The organism is Allobosea sp. RAF48, assembly GCF_052114025.1.
Lineage (GTDB): Bacteria > Pseudomonadota > Alphaproteobacteria > Rhizobiales > Beijerinckiaceae > Allobosea.
The window spans coordinates 335,471-358,228 of sequence record NZ_JBFRDZ010000002.1; the positions used below are offsets into that span (position 1 = coordinate 335,471).

The window sequence follows — 22,758 nt, forward strand, 5'->3', positions numbered from 1 at the left end:
GGCGATGCCGATCCTCCGGCGCATCTGGGACCAGCCGCTGCTGCTGCTGCCCCTGCCGCCCCTCTTCTGGGCCGGAAACCTCGTGCTCGGACGGGCGCTCGCGGACACGTTCCCGCCGGTCTCGCTCGCGGTCGGGCGCTGGCTCGTCGCGCTCGCCTGTCTGGCGCCCTTCGTGCTCGGCGCGCTCAGCGCGCAGCGGCAGGCGCTCTTTCGTGCCCGCTGGCTCGTCCTGGCCTGCGGCGCCTTCGGCATCGCCGGCTACAATGCGCTCGGCTATCTCGCTTTGCAGAGTGCCCCCGCCGCCAGCGTCGCCTTCCTCAACTCGACCCTGCCGCTGATGGTGCCGCTGGCGGCTTTCGCACTCGGGGTAGAGCGTGTCTCGGCCCGCACGCTTGCCGGCATCGCCATCTCCTTCCTGGGCGTGACCTGGATCGTCGCGCGCGGCGAGCCCTCGAGCCTGTCGCGGCTGGGCATCAGCGGTGGCGAGCCGCTGGTCCTGCTCGCGGTCGCCAATTACGCGGTTTATTCGGTGCTGCTGCGCCGGCGGCCCGCCGATCTCGATCCGCTCCTCTTCCTGGCGGCGACGATGGTGGCGGGGCTTTTCGTGCTGCTGCCGTTCTGGATCTGGGAACTCGCACGCGGCGCGGCGATCCCAATCGCGCCCGGCCCGCTCGCCGCAGTGCTCTATATCGGCGTCTTCGCCTCGCTGCTGGCCTTCGTCATCTGGAACCGCTGCGTTGCGACGCTGGGTCCGAGCGTCACCGGGGCCTCCTTCCACCTCGTCGCCCTGTTCACCGCCATGCTCGCCTTCCTGCTGCTGGGCGAGTCCGTGCGGCCGTTCCACCTCGTTGGTGCCGCGATGATCCTGTGCGGCTTCGGCCTCGCGGCGACGAGCGGCCGCCCTTCCCCATCCCGAGCCGCCGGAGCGCTCAAGCCATGACCGTCTTTTCTCACGACGACTTCGCCGACCACGAGCAGGTGGTGTTCATCTCTGACGAGGCGGCGGGGTTGAAGGCTCTGATCGCGATCCACGACACCGCGCTCGGCCCCGCGCTCGGCGGCTGCCGCATGTACCCCTATGCCGACGAGCAGGCGGCGCTGCGCGACGTGCTTCGGCTCTCGCGCGGGATGACCTACAAGGCCGCCGCCGCGGGCCTCGATCTCGGCGGCGGCAAGGCGGTGATCATCGGCGATCCCAGCCGGCAGAAGACGCCGGAGCTTCTCATGGCGATGGGGCGGGCGGTCGAGCGGCTCGGCGGTCGCTACATCACGGCCGAGGATGTCGGCACCTCGGTGGCCGACTTCGCCGAGGTCCGCAAGGCGACGGGCCATGTCGTCGGCTTGCCGATCGAGCTCGGCGGCAGCGGCGACCCGTCGCCGACGACGGCGCTAGGCGTCTTCCACGGCCTGGACGCGGCCGCGCGGCATCGCTGGCGCGCGACGAGCCTGTCCGGGCGCTCGGTCGCCGTCCAGGGGCTGGGCAATGTCGGCTGGCATCTCTGCCAGCTTCTGCGCGAGGCGGGGGCGTCGCTGGTGGTCAGCGACGTCGACGAGAGCCGTGTCGCGAAGGCCGTTGCGACATTCTCGGCCCGTGCCGTGGCTCCCGAGGCGATCTATGCCGCCGAGGTCGACATCTTCTCGCCCTGCGCCATGGGCGCCGTGCTGGACGATGCGAGCATCGCCCGGCTGCGCTGCGGCGTCGTCGGCGGGGCGGCGAACAATCAGCTTGCGCGCGAGGAGCATGGCGAGCAGCTGCGCGCCCGCGGCATCCTCTACGCGCCGGACTTCGTGATCAATGCGGGCGGAATGATCCGCGTCGCGTCCGAGCGCGCCGGCTACGATCAGGATTTCGTCGATCGCGGCGTCGCGGGCATCGGCGACACGCTGGGGGCGATCTTCGAGAGCGCGGAGGCGGACGGCCTGCCGACCCAGACGGCCGCGCTGCGCCTCGCCCAGGCCCGGCTCGGGCGGGCTCGAGCCGGACAGCACGCGCTGGCAGCTTGAGCGATGAGCGCGACGGTCTCCCTGCTCGAGGAACTGGTCGGCTTCGACACCACGTCGAGCCGCTCGAACCTGGCTCTCATCGGCCGTGTGGCCGACCGGCTCGACAGCCTCGGTGCCCGCATCCGGTTGAGCTATGACGACGCTGGCGCCAAGGCGAACCTCCTCGCCAGCTTCGGGCCGCGGGCGCCGGGCGGCGTCGTCCTGTCGGGGCACACCGACGTCGTTCCGGTCGCCGACCAGGACTGGACCTCCGACCCGTTTCGTCTGGCCGAGCGCGACGGCAAGCTGCATGGCCGCGGCGCCGTCGACATGAAGGGCTTCGTCGCGGCCTGTCTTTCGGCGGCCGAGGGCTTTGCCGGCGCCGGTCTCGCCCGGCCGGTCCATCTCGCGCTGTCCTATGACGAGGAGGTCGGCTGCCTCGGGGTTCCCCGCCTCATCGACGACCTGCTGGCCCATGAGGAGAAGCCGGAGCTTGCGATCATCGGCGAGCCGACCGGCATGCGGATCGGCGACAGCCATCGCGGCTTCCTCGGCTTTCGCACCCGCTTCGAGGGCAAGGCCGCGCATTCGAGCGACCCCGGCGCCGGCGCGAGCGCGATCTATCCGGCTGCCGATTTCGTCGGCTTCCTGAAGACCATCGGGCACCGCACGGGCGTGGGAGCCGACGCGACCACGGTCAATATCGGCCAGATCGAGGGCGGAACCGCGATCAATATCGTACCGTCCCTTTGCGAGGTGCTCTGGGAATTCAGGCCGGTAACGGCCAGCGACGCCGCCGAGATCGAGGCGCTCGCCCGCTCCTATCTCGCGCGCGCGATGCCGGACGATGTCCGCCTGTCGATGCGGCGGGACATCCATGTCCCGCCGCTATGCGCGGGAGGCGACGAAGGTGCGCTCGCCGTCGTGGCTGCGCTCGGCGGCATCGCTCCGCCCTTCCCGATGGCTTTCGGCACGGAGGCCGGCTTCTTCCAGGGGGCGGGCATTCCCGCCGTCGTCTGCGGGCCGGGCTCTATCGGGCAGGCTCACCAGCCCGACGAATGGATCGCGCGCGCCGAGCTCGATGCCGCCGACGCCTTTCTCGCCCGTCTCACCGGCTGGGCCCGACGCCAGCACGCCTGAAAGCCCGGGGCCTCGACGCCAGGGGCATGTTTTCAAAGAGGGGATCACCATGACAGAACTCGCCGCCACGCATGCCATTTCCGAATCCAAGGCCGGGAGGACGGCCGACACGATTTCGAGCCGACGGGCGGTGATTGCAGCCGTCGTCGGTAACACGCTGGAATGGTACGACTTCGCCGTCTACGGCTTCTTCGCGCTGACGCTCGCCAAGCTCTTCTTTCCCGCGGGTGACGCCACGGTCTCGCTTTTGCTGACCGTCGCCACCTTCGGCGTCGGCTTCGTGATGCGTCCGGTCGGGGCGCTCGTGCTCGGGACGCTCGCCGACCGGCGCGGCCGCAAGGCGGCGCTCTCGCTGACGATCCTGCTGATGGCGCTCGGCACCGCCATGATCGGCTTCGCGCCGACCTACGCGACGGCCGGCGCCTGGGCGCCGGCGATCATCGTGCTCGCGCGGCTGATCCAGGGCTTCTCCGCCGGCGGCGAGATCGGCGGCGCCACAGCCTTCCTGGTCGAGCATGCTCCTCCCAAACGCCGCGGGCTCTATGCGAGCTGGCAGCAGGCAAGCCAGGCCGGGGCTCTGCTGCTGGGCTCGCTGACCGGCGCGCTGCTCACCGGCTTGCTGCCGCCGGCTGAGCTTGAGGCGTGGGGCTGGCGCGTGCCGTTCCTGATCGGGCTCTTGATCGCGCCGGTCGGTCTCTACATCCGCTCGCGCGTCGACGAGACCGAGGCCTTCAAGGCCATCCTGCGCGAGCGCGCCGCGCGGCCCGAGTCCGACTTCTCGCCGCTGCGCGACACGCTCGGCCAGCATCGTGCCGCCGTGATCACCGGCTTCGGCATCACCATCGCCTGGACGGTCTGCACCTATTTCTTCCTGGTCACCATGCCGACCTATGCGGTGCGCCAGCTCGGCGTGCCGCAGAGCGCGAGCCTTCTCGCCAACAGCGTCGGGCTCGTCCTGATCGTGGTGCTGGCACCCGTCTTCGGCGCCTGGTCCGACAGGGTAGGCCGGCGTCCGATCATGCTGGCTTCAGTGGTCGGGCTCTTCCTGCTGAGCTGGCCGGTGCTCTTCTGGCTGACGGGGCAGCCCAGTGCGTTCAACCTCATGCTCGCGCAGATCGTGTTCGCCGTGCTGATCGCCGGCTTCAGTGGCCCCGCGCCGGCGGCGATGGCCGAGCTCTACCCGCCCGCCATGCGCTCGACCGGCCTGTCCATCGCCTACAATCTCGCAGTCACCGTTTTCGGCGGGTTCGCGCCGTTCATCACCACCTGGCTGATCGCCCAGACGGGAAGCGCCCTCGCGCCGGCCTGGTATGTGATGCTGGCCGCAGCTATTAGCCTGAGCGCCTTGCTGATGGGCAGAAACCTGCTGAAGGCGTCATTCGGCCGCTAATTGGGGATCGCGCGACCAATCCGACGGGCGGCAGATCCGGGAGCTCGGCGGCAAATCGCAACAAGATTGCGGACGGAAGCCAAACCATGTGGCAACGGGACTTACTTGTCATGTTGGATTCGGTAGGGCGCACAACCAGACACCGCGCTTTGGCCCGAGAGCGGGCATATCCAACGCGGTTATCCTCGTCAGGGCCGCTAGTATGTCGGAGGCGTGATGGCGCTCACGATCTCGCTCGGCTCATTCGCGGCATTGCGGAATCGGTGCGGCTCCCGGCTGTCGAAATAATAACCATCACCGGTCTGCAAGATCGACGTTCGGCCCGCGACCGTGACCTCGACCGCGCCGCGGATAACGAGGCCACCTTCCTGAGCCGAATGGGAGAAGGCCTCGCCCGTATCGGCCCCCGGAGCGTAGGTCTCGTGCAGCATCAGCATCGAGCGGTTGGGAAATCCGGTTCCGATGACGCGGTAGGAGATGGCGTCGGCGCGGCCGATTTCGGCCATCTCCGCAGCTCGGCAGAAAGGATTTGGCGGAGAAACGGCATGAAAATCCAGAAAGAAGCCGGACATGGTCGTTCCGAGCGCGTCCAGCACGGCATGCAGCGTATCGAGCGAGGGACTGATCAGATCCCGCTCGATCAGGGAGATGGACGAGTGGGAAACACCTGAGCGCAAGGCGACGGCGCGGACGCTGAGCTTGCGGCGCTGGCGAAGCTCCCTCAAACGGTCGCCGATTTTCATGGAAGGCCTCCTTCACCAAGCCCTGCATGTGAGCGCAATTGGTGAGGATCTTCAACAGGCCCGCCGGCCCTCCTTGCCTTGTCGTCGCGTGCCGCTGAAGCTTGCAGCTCTCTCCTGCTCACCGGAACACGCTGCATGTCCAAGTCAGATCCCGCCCTGGAACGCCGGATAACGCGCATCAAGGCACCCCAGCGCAGCGCCTGGAGCGACAACACCCCCGTCGAGACAACCGTGAAAGCCGTTCTGGAGGCAGTGCGGCGTGATGGCGACGCCGCCTTGCGCCGCTATTCGCGCGAGTTCGACAAGGTCGATATCGAGGCGTTCGAGGTCACGCCGGCGGAGCGCGCCGCTGCGCTCGATGGACTGGAGAAGCAGACCCGCGCCGATACCGAATTCGCGATCGAACGGGTGCGGAGCTTCGCCGAGGCGCAGCGCCGGACCCTGCTGCCCCTCGACATCGAAGCGCTGCCGGGGCTGCATCTGGGCCACCGCATCATCCCGATCGCTCGCATCGGCGCCTATGTGCCGGGTGGGCGTTACCCGCTACTGTCGGCGCCGATCATGACGATCGTGCCGGCCAAAGTCGCCGGCTGCGACGAGGTTATCGCCTGCCTGCCGCCCGGAGCCCATCCCGCAATGGTCGCGGGCTGTCACCTCTCAGGGGCGGATCGGATTTTCCGTATCGGCGGCGCCCAGGCGATCGCGGCGATGGCGTTCGGCACGGAGAGCATTCCGGCCGTCGACAAGATCGTCGGGCCCGGAAACGCCTATGTGAACGAGGCCAAGCGGCAGGTCTTCGGCCAGGTCGGGATCGACCAGTTGGCCGGACCGAGCGAGATCTTTATCGTCGCGGATGAAACCGGCGATGCCGTGACGATCGCAGTCGATCTGCTGGCGCAAGCCGAGCATGACGTTCGTACCCGTGTCGGCCTCATCACCACCGATCGCGCTCTGGCCGAGAAGGTCCTAGTCGAGATCGAGCGCCAGCTCGGTAATCTCTCGACCGCGCCGGTGGCCGCCGCCGCCTGGCGCGACTATGGCGAGATCGTCGTCTGCGCTGACCAGGCGACGATGCTGGCCTACTCGGACCATATCGCCGCCGAGCACCTGGAAGTGCACACGCGCGATGCGCAGGCGACGGCCGCGAAGCTGCGCAATTACGGCTCGATCTTCGTCGGGGTCGCCGCCAGCGTGGTCTATTCCGACAAATGCTGCGGCACGAACCACACACTGCCCACCATGGCGGCCGGGCGCTACACCGGCGGCCTCTGGGTCGGCTCCTATCTCAAGACCTGCACGCATCAATGGCTCGACGAGCGCGGCGTCGCGGCCGTCGCTCCGCCGGCCATGCGCCAGAGTGCGAGCGAGGGCCTGGAAGGACACAGGCGGGCAGCGGCGCTGCGGCTCGCCCCGGCGCAGTTGCTGAGCGAGATCGGAGCCTGACCGGCGACAAGATTTTCCGGAAACCCTCTATCGCACCACGAAAAAGGGGGTTCCAATGAGGGCAACACCGATCCTGTCCGCGAGGGGCGGAACGGATCGCTGCAGCAGAAGCAGGGAGACAATCCATGACGTTTCTGAAGTCCATACTCGGCAACACCGCGCTCGCGGCGGGGCTCGTCATTGCCGGTCTCGGCGCGGCATCCGCCCGTGACCTGACCGTCGTATCCTGGGGCGGCAACTACCAGGACGCGCAGCGCAAGATTTACTTCAAGCCCTTCGCGGACAAGACCGGCAAGCCGGTCCTCGACGAATCCTGGGACGGGGGCGTCGGCGTCGTCCAGGCGAAGGTGAAAGCGGGAACGCCGAACTGGGACGCGGTACAGGTCGAGGCCGACGAGCTTGCCATCGGCTGCGCCGACGGCCTTTACGAAAAGCTCGACTGGAACAAGCTCGGCGGCAAGGACAAGTTCCTGCCGAGCGCGGTGAGCGACTGCGGCGTCGGGGCGATCGTCTGGTCGACGCTGCTCTCCTACGATTCCGAGAAGCTGAAGACGGCGCCGACCTCCTGGGCCGATTTCTGGGACACCAAGAAGTTTCCGGGCAAGCGCGCCCTTCGCCGGGGGCCGAAATACGCGCTCGAATTCGCGCTGATCGCCGACGGCGTCGCGCCGAAGGACGTGTACAAGGTGCTGCGCGAGAAGGGGGGCGTCGATCGCGCCTTCAAGAAGCTCGACGAGATCAAGTCCGACATCGTCTGGTGGGAATCGGGCGCGCAGCCGCTGCAACTGCTGAAATCCGGACAGGTCGTGATGACCTCAGCCTATAACGGCCGCATCAGCGGCATCAACAAGACCGAGGGCACCAAGTTCAAGACCGTCTGGCCAGGCAGCATCTACGCAGTCGACAGCTGGGTGATCCTGAAGGGCAGCCCCAACAAGGACCAGGCGATGGACTTCATCGCTTTCGCCAGCCTGCCGGAGAACCAGTCGAAGCTGCCGCAGGACATCGCCTACGGCCTGCCCAACAAGGCCGCCGCCACAGCCGTTCCGGCCGATCTCGCCGTGGATCTGCCGACCGCGCCGCAGAATCTCGAGAACGCGATCGCGATCGACGTCGATTACTGGAACGACAACATCGAGGACCTGACCAAGCGTTTCAACGCCTGGGTCGGCAAATAGCTCGGCGACGAGGGCGGCAACCTGCCGCTTTCGGTTCGCAGGTCTTCATGCAGCGAAGCCCCGGGTGCGCCAGAGCGTGCCCGGGGCCGTTCCGGCCGGCCGGCGTGGCGCGGCCATTCCCTCACGTTCCTCGCCGCGGCCGCAACGGCAGCGCCTTATTCGTCACGGGAAGATTGATCTTTGCGAGCTCCGGATCCGTTCATTCATTTCGCGGCCATCAGCAAGGTATTCGGCGCGGTAACCGTGGTCGACTCGCTCGACTTCCATGTCGCGCGGGGAGAGTTCGTCAGCCTCCTCGGCCCTTCGGGCTCGGGCAAGACGACCCTCCTGATGATGCTTGCCGGCTTCGAGACGCCGTCCGGCGGGAGCATCCATGTCGACGGGCGGCGCGTCGAGCATCTGCCGCCGCACAAGCGCGAGATGGGCGTGGTCTTCCAGAACTACGCTCTCTTCCCCCATATGACGATCGCCGAGAATGTCGGCTTTCCGCTCAAGATGCGCGGCGTCGCCCGGGCGGAACGCGAGACGCGGGTGAAGCGCGCGCTCGACCTCGTGCGCCTCGGCCATCTCGCCGACCGCAAGCCTTCGCAGCTCTCCGGCGGCCAGCAGCAGCGCATCGCGCTCTCCCGCGCCCTCGTCTACGAGCCCAAGGTCGTGCTGATGGACGAGCCGCTGAGCGCCCTCGACAAGCAATTGCGCGAGCATATGCAGCTCGAGATCCGCGCCCTGCATCGCGACCTCGGTCTGACGGTGATCTTCGTCACGCATGATCAGGGCGAGGCGCTGACCATGTCCGATCGTGTCGCCGTGCTGAACCGCGGCAAGATCGAGCAGTTCGATACGCCCTCGGGCCTCTACGACAGGCCGCGCACACGCTTCGTCGCCGAGTTCATCGGCGAGACCAATCTGCTTGCGGGACGAGTGTCCCAGCGTCAGGGCGAAGCCGGGACGGTCGCGCTCGCGGCCGGCGGGAGCGTGACCTGCGACAGGGCCGGAGCTTTCGAAGCCGGCCATGACGTCATGGTCTCGGTTCGTCCTGAAATGCTGCATCTCGTGCCGGATGCTGCGGCGAACGCATTGCCGGTGACCATCGAGGACCATGTCTATCATGGCGATCACATCCGCCTGCACCTCGCCTACGGCGAGAACCGCCTCGTCGCCAGGGCCGGGCGCCGCGATGCGGCACCGCCGATCGGCAGCAAGGCCTTCGCCAGCTTCGCGCCCGGCGACTGCTCGCTGGTGGCGCCATGAGCGCACGCCTCAAAGCCTTCCTCCTCGTGACGCCGATGGTGGTCTTCCTCGGCCTGTTCTTTCTCTGGCCGCTGTGGATGATGATTTCGACCGCGGTGCAGGGCGGCACGGTGCGCCTCGCCTTTCCGCAGACGGCGACCGCGATCACGAGCTGGGATGGCAACAGCCCGCCGTCCGCGCCGTTGCAGGCGGCGCTCATCCGGGATCTGCGGGCCGATACGCCGCAGGAGCGCTTCGGCGATGCGGTGCGCACGCTCAACAGCCAACAGGCCGGCTTCCGCACGCTGCTGCCCCGCACGGCGCGCGCCGTGCGGGAGGCCGGTGAGGCCGACGTGGTCGATCTCGCCGCCGTCGATCCGCGCTGGAGCGACCAAGCCTACTGGCTGGCGCTGAAGCGCAGCATGCCGGCCTATACGGACGCCAATCTGCTGGCGGCGGTCGACCTCAAGCGCAATGACGACGCGCGGATCGAGCCCGTGGAAGCCGACTTCGCCGTCAACCGCGCGATCATGCTGCGCACCTTCATCATTGCAGCGCAGGTCACGCTCCTCTGCGCAGCGATCGGCTTGCCTTTCGCGATGCTGGCGGCGAGCGTCAGCGGCTGGAAGCGCAATGCGCTGCTAATCGCCGTGCTGCTGCCGCTATGGACATCGCTGCTGGTGCGCACCGCCGCCTGGCTGATCCTGTTGCAGGACAACGGGCTCATCAACCAGACGCTGCGCGCGATCGGGCTGATCGATTCGCCGCTTTCGCTCATCTACAACCGCACCGGCGTGCTGATCGCCATGACGCATGTACTGCTGCCGCTGATGGTGCTGCCGATCTATGCCAGCCTGATCGCGATCCCGCGCAACCTGATGCCAGCCGCTGCGGCTCTGGGCGCCCCGCCATTGCAGGCCTTCCGGTACGTCCTGCTGCCGCTCGCCATGCCCGGACTGCTCTCGGGCTCGCTGCTCGTTTTCATGGTGGCGCTCGGCTACTACATCACGCCGGCGCTCACCGGTGGAGCCGGCGACCAGATGATCAGCTCGGTCATCGCCTTCTACGCCACCGGAACGGCGAACTGGGGCATGGCGGGCGCGCTCGGCCTGTTCCTGCTGGTGCCCACGATGGTACTCTACATCGCATACAGCCGGCTCTCGCGCACGCCGCTGGTGCAGACATGAGCGGCGTTTCGGTCCGCCCCGGCGGCGCCGCCTTCAACGCGCTGCGGCTCGCCTTCGCGGCACTGGCCGTCGCCTTCCTGCTACTGCCGCTCGTCGCGATCCTGCCGCTCGCCTTCACCGACAGCGTCTTCCTCGTCTACCCGATCAGCGGACCTTCGATGCGCTGGTTCGGCGCGCTCGCGGAAAGCCAGGCCTGGACGCGTGCGATCGTCAATTCGCTGATCATCGGCACGGGCGCGACCATCGTCGCCACAGTGGTCGGGACGCTGGCGGCGCTGGGCCTCAGGCGCGAACTCGTGCCGTTCTCCGGGCTGCTGCGTTCTGTGTTCCTGTTGCCGATGGTGGTGCCGGCGGTCGTGCTCGGCGTCGGCATGCAGATCCTCTACGCCCGCATGGGGCTGGCCTCGAGTTATCTCGGCGTCATCATTGCGCATGCCGTGCTGTGCGTGCCCTTCGTGCTCGTCAACGTCGCGAGTTCGCTCGCCAGCATCGATCCGGCGCTGGAGCGTGCCGCGTCCAGTCTCGGAGCCTCGCCGGTCAAGGTCTTCCAGAGCGTGACGCTGCCGCTGGCCATGCCGGGCATTTTGACCGGCGCGGTCTTCGCCTTCGCCACCTCGCTCGACGAGGTGGTGATCACGCTCTTCGTCGCCGGCCCCAACCAGACGACGCTCGCCCGCCAGATGTTTTCGTCTTTGCGTGAGAACATCAGCCCTGCAATCGCAGCAGCGGCCTTCATCATCATGATCCTGACGTTCGTGCTGCTCCTGACCGTCAAGGGCGCTTCGCTGTACCAGGCTTTGCGCAAGAGGCAGAGGATCGAGATCGGCTAGCTCGGGCATCATTAGAAGCCATCTGTCGCTTCGGTACTGGTCTGCGCAATAGCGGGATCTGGGCCCCGCTCGAAAGCAGACTTCCAGAGCTCCCGTGTCCGCATGACCGAAAATCGATCCAACTCAACGGAGGTGGATCAATGCCCGGTCCCCGGCCGGGCATCTTTCGTTTGTAGAATCGCGCGCTTCCGCTCGCTTGGCGTTCCGTCGAGACGCTGGAGATCCATCGTGCAAGTGGGGAAGGAGGATTGATTGCTCGGTTCAGATCTGTGCGAGCCCCCGGCAGCGCCCGAAGACGCTCTGTCTGCCCGCCGAGAAGATGATGACCTCGTGGGTATCGGGCGCCTGTCCACGCACCTCCATACCGGGCGAGCTGATGGGCATGCCTGCGACGACGAGGCCCGTCGCCTTGGGGCGCTCGACCAGCAGGCGCTTGATCGCCTCAGCCGGCTTGCTGCAGCCCTTATTCGGATAGTGCTTCGCGACGCAGGCGCGAGCCTCCTCGTCAGTCTGCTCGAAGCGCTCGCGCACCGGGACCATGCTGGCACAAACCACCCGCCGCGCCGTCGCGAGGCCATAGGCCAGCGTCTTGTCGCGGCCATCGCCGGCGTCCCCGAGGCCGTCGAGGATGCCCTCGATGCCCTTGACCTGACTGGTCAGCGACGAGCCGAACATCGGAGCCTTGCCTGATCGCAGACAACCGAACTGGGAACCGCAGCGGTAACCAGCCGCTTGGCGCTCTCTTCCTTGACCCTGCGGGCGATGTCCTGGGTCCAACCGCAACGCTTCGCGCGCTTGATGACGGCGACAGTGGAGATGCCGGCGCCGTTGGCGATATCGCGGACCGAGAGGACGCCGGCCCGGTATTCTCGCTATTCGGCTTCCCGATCAGTGGGTTTCCGCTCACGCAGCGTCTAAGCTCCGGCAAAATGCGCGGGGGGCACTATGGAAACGCTGATCCGGTTCGTGCTTGGCAATCTGACGGTGCTGATGTTCCCAGCGGCATTCGTCGCGGCCGCCGTCTCCAAGAGACCGGCACCGTACGAGGAGCGGCTGCTGGATTGGCTGCTTCTGCTTTTCCTGGGCATTGGCAGCATCTGGTCCGGGATATTTCACGTCTTCTTCCCGGCAATCGCCTCGAAGTCGATCGGGTGGAGCCCCAGCCCGTTCGAGACCGAGATTGGCATTGCCGACATCGCCATGGGGATCACCGCAATCGTTGCCTTCTGGCGACCGGTTCAGTTCAAAGGTGCGATTATTCTCTACGCAGTGGTCTTCTTCATCGGTGTCGCGATCAATCACGTCTACGATGCCGCCGCCGGCAACCTGGCAGTCAATAATTTCGGCTTGCTGCTAGTCTCTACGATTGTGAGCATCTTCCTGCTGCCCTGGCTCTACTTCAGGGCCCAGTCACGTGAGGCCGCCCGATGACCGATGTAAAGGCAGAGCCTGCAATCTTCGACGCGGCGCCAGCGCACCCGGAGGAAATCCGATCGGTGTTCGACCTGCGCGTTGGCAATCACATCACGCTGCAGGGCAAGTTGCGTATCACGCCGGCTGGACTGGTCTGTTCCGGGCTCGCGGTTGCCATGATGGGCTTCGGGCTCGGGTACATCGCCCGGTCCTTGTCGCGGCGAAACTGGTGAGCTTCTTCGAACTTCGGAACCGGCCAAGCCATAATGCAGCCCAGACCTACGCCGCCATTGGATGGCGAATTCCGGCTATCAGTCTAATCGGAAGGCCATGAGCCTAGCCTCGCCGCCCTGACATTGCGACACCAATGCAGCGGCCCGCTCTACGGCTCCCCAGTCGAGTCGATGGGCGTGCGGTCAGTCAATCCACGCATCCCTCAGGCGTGCGTCAGCCTCGCCGACAGTTCGCCGATGCTATCAAACGTCATGTCCGGCTTCGCTGCCCGCAACGCGGAAGCAGCATTGTAGCCGAAAGTCACTGCGCCGGCGGCGATTCCAACGCTTCGGGCAGCTTCGATGTCACGAACTTCGTCGCCCACGGCGATGGAACCTTGCTTGCTGGCCCCGCTGCGTTTGATGACAGCCTGAAATTTGGCGGCCTTGCCCCAGAGGGATGCTCCACAATTGAAATGGCTAACGTGGACAGCAGCAGAGCCGAGCTTCTCTCGAATTGCTTCCTCGCCATTCGAGCTCACTATGGCGACCTGAATATTGGATGCGGCCAAGCTGGCCAGCATGTTCTCGACGCCGGGAAATAGCCGCACCTCATCGCGGCTGTCTGCGCTCAGCTTGCGCATGTGCACGGCTATCGAAGGCATTCTCCAAAGGGGAACCTGAAGTCGCGCCACGATTTCTCGCGAACCTAACCCCCGAAGTTCTTCGATCTCATGCTCTGCGACCTCGCGAAATCCAAACCGCCGGGCAGTCTGATTGAGTACCGAGCAGAACCACGGGAAGCTGTCCGCCAGTGTTCCATCGTAATCGAATATGGCGAGCGAAAAGGGAGGCATAATGGCTCCTGAACTTCAGGTGTCATTGCCCCGAGCCGTCGAAGCGGTCAACCAGCCGCGCGCTAGCCAACCATGAGGCCGCGCGGGAATGTCGCCCCCCTCGCCGCGTCGAACTTTAAAATCGGCACCGGACCATGCGGCGGGCCCGCCCGCATCGGCACTCCGGGCCTTGCGGTGACGCGCGAAGCGGTCCGAAACGATCGAGGAGGCCTGGCGGCCATCCTTCCGGGGAGGCCGATCCTCGCAAGCGGCCTCTTCGAACTCTGAAAATGGTAGGCCGATGTTCGGCCTCACCTTCAGCCGCGGCGGAATAGCCTCAGAAGATCTCGTTCTTGATGCCCTTCACCAAACCGATGGTCGCTCCGACAGAGGCGCCGACGCCGAGGCCGAGCTTTCCGCCGTAGCTGCCGATTTCAATACCCTTGTCCAAATCGGTCTTCACCGACTCTCCGATGCGCCCCAGGGCATCCTTCAGGCCCGCGCCGTTCACGCTGTCCAGCGTCTCGTCGTCCAGAGCGACATTGTCTCGGTTGGCGTTCATCGTTGCGCTCCTGCTCATCGGGCTAGGCCCGTTGTTTCGTTGAGCAAGGTGTAGTCAGGCCGGCTTACAGAACGCTTACAGGGATAGCGGAGTTCTCGTCGAACTCCGAAGCCAGCCTCCCTGGCGGGCAGGAACATAGTGCTCCAGGGCCGGGTTGATCCACCACATCAACCTGCCAAGGAGGGCGCCATGATCAAAGCTGCGATAGTCGCAGGTTTCGCCGTTGCCGCGCTTCCCACCTTGGCCGCGGCCGAGCCCAACCGAGTTGGGCCTGCGTGTGAACTGCCGGGGCAACCTGTTGTTGACCCAGGCGTGCTCCGGACCGAGTTCTCGCCGGCTGCTGAAGCGCCAAAGGAACAGGTGATCGATATGACCCTGTCATCGCAGCAACTCAACGCGATCCGCGTCGGACCGAAAGGCAGCACCCGCTAGCGGGTCTGAAACGTTGCCGGCGAGCTGTTCAGTACCCGTTCAAGTCAGTCCGCGCGATCATTCGTCATCCGACAGCCGACCCGGCGACTGCCAGGAACCGACCATCCGGGTTAATGACGGACGATGCCATGAACCTCTCGCGCTATCTGCTGCCGGTTGCCGCGCTCGCGATGATGACGGGTTACGGCTTTGCGCAAACACCCGTGCAGATGACCCCAGACACAAAGCCCGCGATGACGGCCCCTGCGCCCGCAGCGCCGGCCAAAAAGGCTACGACAACCTCCGGTCAAAGGACCGCCAAGTCGAAGGCCTGCTCTGATCAAGCGGATCAGAAGGGCCTTCACGGGAAGGCCCGAAAGCAGTTCCGCGACGAGTGCAAGAAGGCCTAAGCTCGACGCGGCTGGGCGCCATCCTGAACGTTGGGTGGCGCCTCTGTGGCCAGCACTTCGCGGCCGCGAGCTCTGAATGCCGTAGTCACCCCGGAATCGTGAATCCGTACTTTCCGCCCAATGCTTTGAAATCGGCCCGGCTGATCATACCGCCGTCCGGTTTCACGTACTGAGGCATGGCAGCGTAGTTGTCTTCGATCGTGTTCGGCTTCAGTGAGCGATCGAGCGCCGGCCCCGTGTTCGTGACCACGTAGCAGCCGGTGATCTTCGCCAGCTTCTTGCAGAAACCCAGGCCGCTGCCTCCGATGTTGCAGGCAGAAAGCCAGATCACTCTGAGGCTGTTGATCCGCATCCATGGGAAGCAGACCTCCACGTTGTCCTCGAAGAGCATCTGCCCGATCGCGATGTAGGCCTTGTAGGGTGGCTTTGCAGAGAAGCCGTGGCAGTTGAAGACGACGTGTTTGTCGCCCTCCTTCACCATGCCCACCATATCCTCGTTGCTGGCGCCGTTCCGGATGTATGGATTCCGGGTCAGGCTCGTGCGGAACAGCACTCCCTCCCCGTTCAACCCCACTGAGGGGCCAACGAGAGTGACCAGCTTTTGAGGAGGAACACCGCTGCTCATGGGATAGCCCCCGCCAGGAGGTTGAACCTGATCAGGGGCGTCTCGGATAGACGTCAGCCAAATGGATGACGCGGCATCGTCGCAGGGGCCGTTTCGCGCTGAGCGCTGGCCGGGAGGTGCCGTCCTCGACACATTTCGTAACAATGGCCACGGCAAAAGCCCGACCCGCATAGTCGGCGCTGTGCGCTTTAGCTGCGATTGGCCTTTTTGGCCGCGCTCAACTCTTCCAGTTCGGAAAGGGCGTAAAGGGGCCACCGCCCGCGCGGCTCGTTGGGCAACGGCGGCGACAGGATCGCCGATTCGTGGTCGGCGAGTTCGTAGCGACGGCGCGTCATCAAGCCCCCATTGGAAGCCTTGAATCACGCAACAGCCTAAAACCCAAAAGGACTTATGAGTTTACGGCCTAGGGGGCGGCGCCCGCGATGCGCTCGACAACAAGTGATCGCCCGCGCCCGGGCCGAGGCTGCTCCTTCGGTCAGTGCCTGCCGGATGCCCGCGTCTCCGCATGGCGAGTTGGCTGACCGGCGCGACCGGAAACGGAAGCTTTCGGTCCAGGTTTGACCGTTGGTTTCTCCATCGTCTTGCCGGAGCCCTTGGCGGCAACGAGCGCCGCATGGTCCTGCGTGGTCTGCGCCGCATAGACCATTGCGAAGGACGCGACGGCCTCGTCGAATATCCCGGACCCGCCCATGTAGCCCGCGATGGCTGCCGCATCGCCGGAGCGGACATGCGCGCGCGCTAGCGTTCGGCCGCACAATTCTGCATATGCCGTCAGGGCTTGGCCCTCGACCACTTCGGCGATCGATCCCAGACGGCGGTTCTTGAGTTGCCGGACGTAGAACTGGCGCCCGCTGGCACTGTCGTCCGCCCACCCCAGGAACACGTCACTCGCCGCCTGCAGCATGCGCTGGCCTTCCACCACACGCTGCCCCTGATGGGGCTGCGCCGGGCTCCTGCCCTTCGTCAGCCGCGTGAGCACGGACGCCTGAGCCTCCTTGACCTGCAGGAACAGCGGCTCATCGTCCGCTGTCATGAACAGGCCGACCACGCAGAAGGTACCGACGCTGCCGACACCGACGACCTTGAAGGCGAGGTCCCGCAGGCCGTAGCGCGTAACCAGCACGCGGCGCTCCGGCGGCAAGGTCTCGCGGTAATGACGGAAGACCTTGTCGGCCTGCAGCGTTCGCGTGCCGTCGTGTTCCTCGGGAAGATGGTAGATCAGGGGCGGCCGATCCTCGATGTGCCAGGAGCCGTCGGCGGTGGCTTCGAGATGGGGAAAGTTGTCATCCTGCTGCGGGTTGTTCCGCGCTTTGGCGAGGAGGCCCTGCACATGCCGGCGCAGCGCCGGATCATCGATCCGCGCCAGTTCCTGCCCGAGTTCCGTGCGCGCCTGCCAAGCCTCTATCGGAGCGAGCTTGGCAAGCCTGCGCAGCCGGCGGCGGTAGGCCGCGACCGTCGCGGTGACAGTGAGACGGGCGGCCTTCTTGGAAAATCCGGCGTCGAGCGCCGCTACGGCGATACTCGCGGCCAGGCGCTTGAGGTCGACGGAGAAGTCGATGCCCGGCAGCGTTTCGTCGAAGTCGTTGATGTCGAAGAGGATATTCTCCTCCGGGGTGGCGAAGACGCCGAAGTTCATGAGATGGCAGTCGCCGCAGGCCTGCACGTCCAGCCCGGCCGATGGAAGATCCGCAAGATCCGCCGCCATCACCGCCGCCGCACCGCGCAGAAAGGCGAATGGATTCTGCATCATGCGCTCGTAGCGAATGGACAGAAGCTCCGGAATGCGGCTGCCATCGGTCTCGGCGAGAATGGAGACCGCGTCGCCGCCGTCGCGAAGCGACCATTGAGCATGGCTCTCGCGCGGAACCTTGCTGCGCAGGGCCTTGCCGGCGGCGTAGCGCTCGGCACGGGACAGGAGGAGTGGCTTGGTCGGTTGATGTCGTGCCATCGGTGACCTCGATCCTGACGTTTCGGCCCGCACGGCTTTCTCGTCAACGGGCCCGCCCCTGCCGGCGATATCCCGCGATCCGGCTTCGCATTCCGGCATCCCATGGAGAAAGGTGAGACGCCTCGCGCTGGTTCGTCAAATGACGCAACCGTGATCGCAAAACACTCGTTGCTCGGACACTGGCCAATTCCGAAACACACAAGTATCGGCCTTCGCCGTGGTGCGTATTCGGAAAGCCATTGCCAGGCCCTGCCCAAGAGGAGCATAATTTTCATTCTGACCCAAAGGCGCGATGTCGGGAGGGCTCGGAATGAACGGCACCGGAGAAAGACGGGGCAGATGGAGCTGGTGGTACCTGCTCTTCGTCATCCAGTTCGTCGCGGTCCTCTGGCCGCCCTTCTACAACCGGGCTGAGCCCGCCTGGGCAGGCATACCGTTCTTCTATTGGTACCAGATGCTCTGGGTGCTGATCGGGGCCGCCCTCACCGCCATCGTCTACTTTGCGGCAAAGGATTAGCTCGCCTCACCAGACCTTGCGCCTGAGGACGACGAGTTCGGGGAGCGTGTCATGCAGAACGTGAACTGGACCGCCACCATCGTGTTCGTGGCATTGTTCGGCTTCATTACATGGCTTGGCTTCGCCGCCGCCAACTGGCGCAAGGGAGATCTCGATCTCTTGCACGAATGGGGCCTTGGCGGCCGCAGATTCGGCACCTGGGTCACCTGGTTCCTGATCGGCGGCGACCTTTATACCGCCTATACCTTCATCGCCGTGCCGGCCCTCGCCTTCGGTGCCGGCGCGGTGGCATTCTTCGCCGTACCCTACACGATCGTCATCTATCCGATCCTGTTCCTCGTTTTTCCCAGGCTCTGGCACGTCTGCCACAGGCACGGCTACATCACCGCCGGCGACTTCGTCCGTGGCCGCTTCGGCAACCGCTGGCTGGCACTCGCCGTGACCATCACCGGCATCGTCGCGACCATGCCCTATATCGCGCTGCAGCTCGTCGGCATCCAGGTGGTGATCGGCGCGCTCGGCATTTCCGGCACCGGCCTTGCCGCGGACCTGCCGCTGATCATCGCCTTCCTCATCCTGGCGGCCTTCACCTATTCGAGCGGCCTGCGCGCGCCGGCCTCGATCGCGATCGTCAAGGACATCCTGATCTATGTCACCGCCTTCACCGCGATCATCGCCATCCCGATCCAGCTCGGCGGCTTTGCCAAGATCTTTTCCGCCGTGCCGGACGCGAAGATCCTGCTCGAGACGCCGGCTCCGGGCACGACAGGTGCCTACAGCACTTACGCGACGCTCGCCCTCGGATCGGCTCTCGCGCTGTTCCTCTACCCGCATTCCATGACCGGCATCCTCAGCGCCAGCAGTGGCCAGGCCGTCCGGCGCAACGCGGCCATGCTGCCGGCCTACTCCTTCCTGCTGGGTCTTTTGGCGCTGTTCGGCTTCTTCGCGATCGCCGCCGGCGTCCGCGCCATGCCGGAATATGCGGCGGGGTTTGCCGAGTTCGGCAATAATTTCGCGGTGCCGGCGCTGTTCCTGCACAGCTTCCCGTCCTGGTTCGTCGGCGTCGCCTTCGCCGCCGTCGGCATCGGGGCACTGGTTCCGGCGGCGATCATGTCGATCGCCGCCGCTAACCTCTACACCCGCAACATCCACCGGGAATTCATCAACCAGAACCCCACCGACCGGCAGGAAGCGCAGATGGCGAAATGGGTCTCGCTGATCGTCAAGCTCGGCGCGCTCATCTTCATCCTGTTCGTGCCGACGCAATACGCCATCCAGTTGCAGCTCCTCGGCGGCATCTGGATCATCCAGACGCTGCCGGCGGTGATGCTCGGCGTCTACACGCGCTGGTTCGACTCCTGGGCCCTGCTGATCGGCTGGCTCGCCGGGATCGTCGCGGGGACGCTGATGGCCGTCGCGTCCAATCTCACGCCCACCTATCCACTCAGCTTCGGCGGCCATGTCTTCCCAGGCTATACCGCCGTCTACACGCTCGTGCTCAACCTCGCCATCGCCGTCGTGTTGACCTTGGTCTTCAGGGCGTTGAAGGCACATTCAGTCCCTGCCGACGAGACGATTGCCGCCGACTACTACGGCTGACGTTCTCGCGGCCCGACCCGAACTTCACGAGCACGGCAGGCGCAACCGCAGGCCCTGCGAGCCTCCGCACCGGAGCTTGCAAGGGAGTAGCCCCGCCGGCCTTCCAGGCACGAAGACGCGCATCAGCCCGCTGCAGCCGCGGCCCGGAAGCGGCTGACGAAGTCTTCGAGCGTGGCGCGATCGGTATCCGAGATGGCCCAATAGGAGAAAGCGCCGTCGGTCCAGCGGAGCAGCGAAAAGCCGCCGGCGGAACGCTCCGCCGCGACTGGCATCGCTGCGCTTCCGCTGTCCTGCGGCGCGGCCACGAGGGTGATCAGATGCTCACGGTGCTTGTAGACGAGAGCCGGCACCGGCTTGTCCCCGATCACTTCGACACGGCCGCCCAGGAGCGAAAAGCCGTCCTTCGCCAGGTCCGGCGCGGCGGGAGACAGGCCAATCCGGGCGTCGAGCCAGGGCTTGACCGTGTGCCGGTCCGACGAGGCGACATCCACCGGGCTTGCGGCAAGCAGGCTGCGGCGATGGCTGCTGGCGATCGCCGCCGCAAAGCTGTCGGGCGCACCACGTGTCATCGCCCATTGGGTCGACCCACTCGCCAGAACCGTGGTGATGAGGACCGACGCCGCCATGGCGCGCCAGCCGAACGAGCCGAAGCGGGGAATTTCCGGCTGTCCCGCTTCTCCGCGACGAACGCCAAGCGCCGCGATGCGAGCCTGGAATGCCTCGCTGATGTCGGGCCGAGGCAATCTGCGAATGGCGGCCTGCGCCGCGGCGATACGGGCGTGCTCGGCCGCCAGCGCCAGATCGTTTGCCATACGCCGCTCCAGCGCCAAGCTCGTGGCCGCATCGAGTTCGCCATCAACCAGAGCGTGAAGCAGCAACCGAAGATCCGCAGGGTCCAGCGGCAATCCCATCGCTTCCTTCATCGGTTGCCCCCAAGTTCCGAGATCAGCAGCCCGCGCGCCCGCGACAGGCGCGACATCACCGTGCCCAGCGGCACATCGAGCATCGCCGCGATCTCCCGGTAGCTGAGGCCGTTAATATCCCGCAGCACCAGAACCTCGCGGAAACAGTGCGGCAGCATGGCGATCGCCGCTTCCAGCGCCGCCGCGTCCGCCTTGGCAATCAAGGCCGCCTCCGGCGTATCGACGCCTGTTTCGGCGCAGGCCCCAAGGGCGTCGAGATCGGCAAGGTCGCCAACGGCAACAATGCGACGTGGGTGGTTTCGCGCGAGCCAGGCGTAGGACACATTGCGCACGATCGTCAGCAGCCAGGCTCGCGCATTGCCGCCCGCATAGCCTGCCAGCCCCTTATGCGCCTTCAGGCAGGCCTCCTGCACCACGTCCTCGGCGTCATCGGCATTGCCGGTCAGCCAGCGGGCGAGCGCCAAGGCATCGGAGAGATGGGGCAGGACCACCTCGCCAAAGCGTTCCGCCGAGGCTTTGTCGCTCAACACCGCGGCATCGTCCGGTTCTCCGGGAACGGCTCGCCCGGCCACTCTCACGGGGTGACGGTGATGGTACCCTGCATATGCGGATGAAGCGCGCAAAAATAGGGAAAATCGCCGGTTTTCGTGAAGGTGAAGGCGTAGGCATCGCCCGTGTCGAGCGCCTTGGACCGAAACGAAGCATCGTTTGCAACGACGAGATGGGGAATGTCGTCATCGTTCTCGAAGGTCACGGCCGTCCCGACCTTCACCGTGAGGGTCTTGGGGGCAAAGGTGAAGTTCTCGATCTTGACGTGGGCGGCATCGGCGCCCCGAAGCGGGTTCTGCGTCAAGACGATGAGGCCGAGACCGACGAGCGCGGAGGCAAGCCGTCGAGCATTGAGGCCTGTGCGGATCATGGGAGGCGTCCTTGTTTGCGCCACGGGGGTCAGCTTCCCGCGAGCGTGCTGTCGATGATCGCGAGTTCCTCCTTGCCCCGCTTCACTGCGACATTGGTGATGCCGAGGAGATTGCGCAGCTGGCCGGGAGGCACGGTCATCGGCCCGGGCGATGGCGCGGTGCCGGGCGCCGGCTGCGGGAAGGCGGTCGAGAGGGCCGTGTGGAAGGTGACGTTGCCCTCCACCTTCTGCATGATCTGATGGATATGGCCGTTGAGCACGGTGACCGAGCCGAAACGCCTGAGCAGAGCAAGCGCCTGCGACGCATCGTCGGTGCCCCAGCCCCATTCCGGGTAGACCGCCCAAAGCGGAATATGGGCGAAGACGACGACGGGCGTGGAGGCACTGACAGCCTTCAGATCGTCGGCCAGCCAGGCGAGTTGCTCTGCCCCCAGATTGCCGAGGCCTCCGGCCTTGAGATTCACGACATTGACCAGGCCGACGAAGTGCACGCCATTCTGGTCGAAGGAATACCAGCCGGCCCCCCGTGTGCCGGCGCCGTAGCGGTCGAGGTAGGCGCGCCCGTTGTTCTCATCGATGACATCATGCTCGCCGGGCACATAGTGCACGTCGAACCCGGCGCCGCCGATGACCTGCGCGGCGGTGTCGAACTGCGAAGCCGTCGACAGATGGGTGATGTCCCCGGTGTGGATCATGAAGGACGGCTTTTCGGGCAGCGCCCGAACCTTGCCGATCGCCTCCTTCAATGTGTCGATGGCATATGGATTGGCGGCCTTGTCGAAGCCGATATGGCTGTCCGAGATTTGCAGAAACGTGAAGCCGGTGGATGCCCCTTCAGCCGCGCTGGCCTCGCCAAGTAGGCCGAGCGATACGGGCACACCGCTCGAAACCGTCCAGAGAATGCCGGTGCCCGCCCAGATCATGCACTCGAGCGCATGCCGGCGGTCGATAGGTTCGCCATTGCTGTCGCGATGATGAGTCATGTCGGTCTCCTGCAATGCCGCCGATGGCAGATGCTGAGAAGACCGGGAGAGAAGCGGGTTTATTCCCGTCCCCGCCGCGCCGGACGTTCACAGGGGCGTGATGGCATGAGGTCGGGGGATTGTACCGCGCGTCCGTGCATTCCTGCCAATGGGCGCGACGTCCATACAGGTGGCGCTCGCCTGGCTGTTCCGGTGGGCTCAGAGCATTCTTCCAGCGCTGAATGCGAGCGAACGACGGGCTGGATTGTTGTTGCGTATTGTTTGCCCGGTCACACC

General features: G+C 65.7%; 26 protein-coding genes. 15 read left to right on the forward strand and 11 right to left on the reverse strand.

Annotated features, from left to right (window positions below):
- Nucleotides 1-4 precede the first annotated feature (4 nt).
- From AB4Z10_RS04935 to AB4Z10_RS04950, 4 genes are read left to right on the forward strand one after another with little or no spacing between them, the layout of a single operon-like run.
- Nucleotides 5-940 carry a DMT family transporter gene (locus AB4Z10_RS04935; RefSeq protein WP_441469261.1) on the forward strand — a complete coding sequence of 312 codons (936 nt, stop codon included), beginning with the start codon at nucleotides 5-7 and terminating at the stop codon, nucleotides 938-940.
- A complete protein-coding gene (locus AB4Z10_RS04940; protein ID WP_441469262.1) occupies nucleotides 937-2,004 on the forward strand; it encodes a Glu/Leu/Phe/Val family dehydrogenase in 1,068 nt (355 codons plus the stop codon). Before AB4Z10_RS04935 ends, AB4Z10_RS04940 begins: the two co-directional genes overlap by 4 nt.
- A 3-nt stretch (nucleotides 2,005-2,007) precedes the next feature.
- A complete protein-coding gene (argE, locus tag AB4Z10_RS04945) occupies nucleotides 2,008-3,123 on the forward strand; it encodes an acetylornithine deacetylase (RefSeq protein WP_441469263.1) in 1,116 nt (371 codons plus the stop codon).
- A gap of 49 nt (nucleotides 3,124-3,172) precedes the next feature.
- On the forward strand, nucleotides 3,173-4,513 hold the full coding sequence (locus AB4Z10_RS04950; protein ID WP_441469264.1) for an MFS transporter: 1,341 nt from the start codon (nucleotides 3,173-3,175) through the stop codon (nucleotides 4,511-4,513).
- A gap of 197 nt (nucleotides 4,514-4,710) precedes the next feature.
- On the opposite strand, the gene AB4Z10_RS04955 is transcribed toward AB4Z10_RS04950, so the two are convergent.
- Entirely contained in the window at nucleotides 4,711-5,256 is a 546-nt protein-coding gene (locus tag AB4Z10_RS04955; RefSeq protein ID WP_441469265.1) for a cupin domain-containing protein, read from the reverse strand.
- 135 nt (nucleotides 5,257-5,391) lie between these two features.
- Here AB4Z10_RS04955 and hisD point away from each other — a divergent pair, with 135 nt between their 5' ends.
- The 5 genes from hisD to AB4Z10_RS04980 all read left to right on the forward strand — a co-directional run bounded on the left by hisD (nucleotide 5,392) and on the right by AB4Z10_RS04980 (nucleotide 11,124).
- A complete protein-coding gene (gene hisD / locus AB4Z10_RS04960) occupies nucleotides 5,392-6,699 on the forward strand; it encodes a histidinol dehydrogenase (RefSeq protein ID WP_441469266.1) in 1,308 nt (435 codons plus the stop codon).
- A 125-nt stretch (nucleotides 6,700-6,824) separates the two neighbouring features.
- Nucleotides 6,825-7,877: an ABC transporter substrate-binding protein gene (locus AB4Z10_RS04965; RefSeq protein ID WP_441469267.1), complete on the forward strand. Its 1,053-nt coding sequence runs from the start codon at nucleotides 6,825-6,827 to the stop codon at nucleotides 7,875-7,877.
- Nucleotides 7,878-8,057: 180 nt separating this feature from the next.
- The gene (locus AB4Z10_RS04970) at nucleotides 8,058-9,128 is read left to right on the forward strand and encodes an ABC transporter ATP-binding protein (protein WP_441469268.1); all 1,071 of its coding nucleotides are present in this window, start codon (nucleotides 8,058-8,060) and stop codon (nucleotides 9,126-9,128) included.
- Nucleotides 9,125-10,294 carry an ABC transporter permease gene (locus tag AB4Z10_RS04975; protein ID WP_441469269.1) on the forward strand — a complete coding sequence of 390 codons (1,170 nt, stop codon included), beginning with the start codon at nucleotides 9,125-9,127 and terminating at the stop codon, nucleotides 10,292-10,294. The genes AB4Z10_RS04970 and AB4Z10_RS04975 overlap by 4 nt, the downstream gene beginning before the upstream one ends.
- On the forward strand, nucleotides 10,291-11,124 hold the full coding sequence (locus AB4Z10_RS04980) for an ABC transporter permease (RefSeq protein ID WP_441469270.1): 834 nt from the start codon (nucleotides 10,291-10,293) through the stop codon (nucleotides 11,122-11,124). The genes AB4Z10_RS04975 and AB4Z10_RS04980 overlap by 4 nt, the downstream gene beginning before the upstream one ends.
- 261 nt (nucleotides 11,125-11,385) lie before the next feature.
- On the opposite strand, the gene AB4Z10_RS04985 is transcribed toward AB4Z10_RS04980, so the two are convergent.
- Nucleotides 11,386-11,799, reverse strand: coding sequence for a DUF411 domain-containing protein (locus AB4Z10_RS04985; protein WP_441469271.1), 414 nt, complete (start codon nucleotides 11,797-11,799; stop codon nucleotides 11,386-11,388).
- 270 nt (nucleotides 11,800-12,069) lie between these two features.
- Here AB4Z10_RS04985 and AB4Z10_RS04990 point away from each other — a divergent pair, with 270 nt between their 5' ends.
- Together AB4Z10_RS04990 and AB4Z10_RS04995 are read left to right on the forward strand one after the other, a co-directional pair.
- A complete protein-coding gene (locus AB4Z10_RS04990) occupies nucleotides 12,070-12,555 on the forward strand; it encodes a DUF6790 family protein (protein WP_441469272.1) in 486 nt (161 codons plus the stop codon).
- Nucleotides 12,552-12,770: a hypothetical protein gene (locus AB4Z10_RS04995; RefSeq protein ID WP_441469273.1), complete on the forward strand. Its 219-nt coding sequence runs from the start codon at nucleotides 12,552-12,554 to the stop codon at nucleotides 12,768-12,770. Before AB4Z10_RS04990 ends, AB4Z10_RS04995 begins: the two co-directional genes overlap by 4 nt.
- Nucleotides 12,771-12,973: 203 nt before the next feature.
- Here the strand turns inward: AB4Z10_RS04995 and AB4Z10_RS05000 are convergent, their stop codons facing one another.
- On the reverse strand, nucleotides 12,974-13,606 hold the full coding sequence (locus AB4Z10_RS05000) for an HAD hydrolase-like protein (protein WP_441469274.1): 633 nt from the start codon (nucleotides 13,604-13,606) through the stop codon (nucleotides 12,974-12,976).
- 316 nt (nucleotides 13,607-13,922) lie between these two features.
- Nucleotides 13,923-14,147: a hypothetical protein gene (locus AB4Z10_RS05005; protein WP_441469275.1), complete on the reverse strand. Its 225-nt coding sequence runs from the start codon at nucleotides 14,145-14,147 to the stop codon at nucleotides 13,923-13,925.
- A gap of 189 nt (nucleotides 14,148-14,336) precedes the next feature.
- Here AB4Z10_RS05005 and AB4Z10_RS05010 point away from each other — a divergent pair, with 189 nt between their 5' ends.
- Nucleotides 14,337-14,579 carry a hypothetical protein gene (locus tag AB4Z10_RS05010; protein WP_441469276.1) on the forward strand — a complete coding sequence of 81 codons (243 nt, stop codon included), beginning with the start codon at nucleotides 14,337-14,339 and terminating at the stop codon, nucleotides 14,577-14,579.
- A gap of 128 nt (nucleotides 14,580-14,707) precedes the next feature.
- Nucleotides 14,708-14,968: a PsiF family protein gene (locus AB4Z10_RS05015; RefSeq protein WP_441469277.1), complete on the forward strand. Its 261-nt coding sequence runs from the start codon at nucleotides 14,708-14,710 to the stop codon at nucleotides 14,966-14,968.
- Between the two features lie 85 nt (nucleotides 14,969-15,053).
- On the opposite strand, the gene AB4Z10_RS05020 is transcribed toward AB4Z10_RS05015, so the two are convergent.
- From AB4Z10_RS05020 to AB4Z10_RS05030, 3 genes are all read right to left on the reverse strand, one after another.
- The gene (locus AB4Z10_RS05020; protein WP_441469278.1) at nucleotides 15,054-15,593 is read right to left on the reverse strand and encodes a hypothetical protein; all 540 of its coding nucleotides are present in this window, start codon (nucleotides 15,591-15,593) and stop codon (nucleotides 15,054-15,056) included.
- 188 nt (nucleotides 15,594-15,781) lie between these two features.
- A complete protein-coding gene (locus tag AB4Z10_RS05025) occupies nucleotides 15,782-15,928 on the reverse strand; it encodes a hypothetical protein (RefSeq protein WP_441469279.1) in 147 nt (48 codons plus the stop codon).
- Nucleotides 15,929-16,068: 140 nt separating this feature from the next.
- Nucleotides 16,069-17,541, reverse strand: coding sequence for a DUF2252 domain-containing protein (locus AB4Z10_RS05030; RefSeq protein WP_441469280.1), 1,473 nt, complete (start codon nucleotides 17,539-17,541; stop codon nucleotides 16,069-16,071).
- 310 nt (nucleotides 17,542-17,851) lie between these two features.
- Here AB4Z10_RS05030 and AB4Z10_RS05035 point away from each other — a divergent pair, with 310 nt between their 5' ends.
- Together AB4Z10_RS05035 and mctP are read left to right on the forward strand one after the other, a co-directional pair.
- Nucleotides 17,852-18,058 (forward strand): DUF3311 domain-containing protein, encoded by a 207-nt coding sequence (locus AB4Z10_RS05035; RefSeq protein ID WP_441469281.1) that lies wholly within the window; start codon nucleotides 17,852-17,854, stop codon nucleotides 18,056-18,058.
- A 51-nt stretch (nucleotides 18,059-18,109) separates the two neighbouring features.
- A complete protein-coding gene (gene mctP, locus AB4Z10_RS05040) occupies nucleotides 18,110-19,657 on the forward strand; it encodes a monocarboxylate uptake permease MctP (protein ID WP_441469282.1) in 1,548 nt (515 codons plus the stop codon).
- Nucleotides 19,658-19,779: 122 nt separating this feature from the next.
- On the opposite strand, the gene AB4Z10_RS05045 is transcribed toward mctP, so the two are convergent.
- From AB4Z10_RS05045 to AB4Z10_RS05060, 4 genes are all read right to left on the reverse strand, one after another.
- Complete coding sequence (locus AB4Z10_RS05045; RefSeq protein WP_441469283.1) at nucleotides 19,780-20,469, reverse strand: anti-sigma factor family protein; 690 nt, start codon at nucleotides 20,467-20,469, stop codon at nucleotides 19,780-19,782.
- Between the two features lie 107 nt (nucleotides 20,470-20,576).
- The gene (locus AB4Z10_RS05050; protein WP_441469284.1) at nucleotides 20,577-21,107 is read right to left on the reverse strand and encodes a sigma-70 family RNA polymerase sigma factor; all 531 of its coding nucleotides are present in this window, start codon (nucleotides 21,105-21,107) and stop codon (nucleotides 20,577-20,579) included.
- Between the two features lie 47 nt (nucleotides 21,108-21,154).
- The gene (locus tag AB4Z10_RS05055; RefSeq protein ID WP_441469285.1) at nucleotides 21,155-21,499 is read right to left on the reverse strand and encodes a cupredoxin domain-containing protein; all 345 of its coding nucleotides are present in this window, start codon (nucleotides 21,497-21,499) and stop codon (nucleotides 21,155-21,157) included.
- Nucleotides 21,500-21,528: 29 nt separating this feature from the next.
- Nucleotides 21,529-22,482, reverse strand: a complete 954-nt coding sequence (locus tag AB4Z10_RS05060) for a metallophosphoesterase family protein (protein WP_441469286.1) — start codon at nucleotides 22,480-22,482, stop codon at nucleotides 21,529-21,531.
- Between the last annotated feature and the right edge of the window lie 276 nt (nucleotides 22,483-22,758).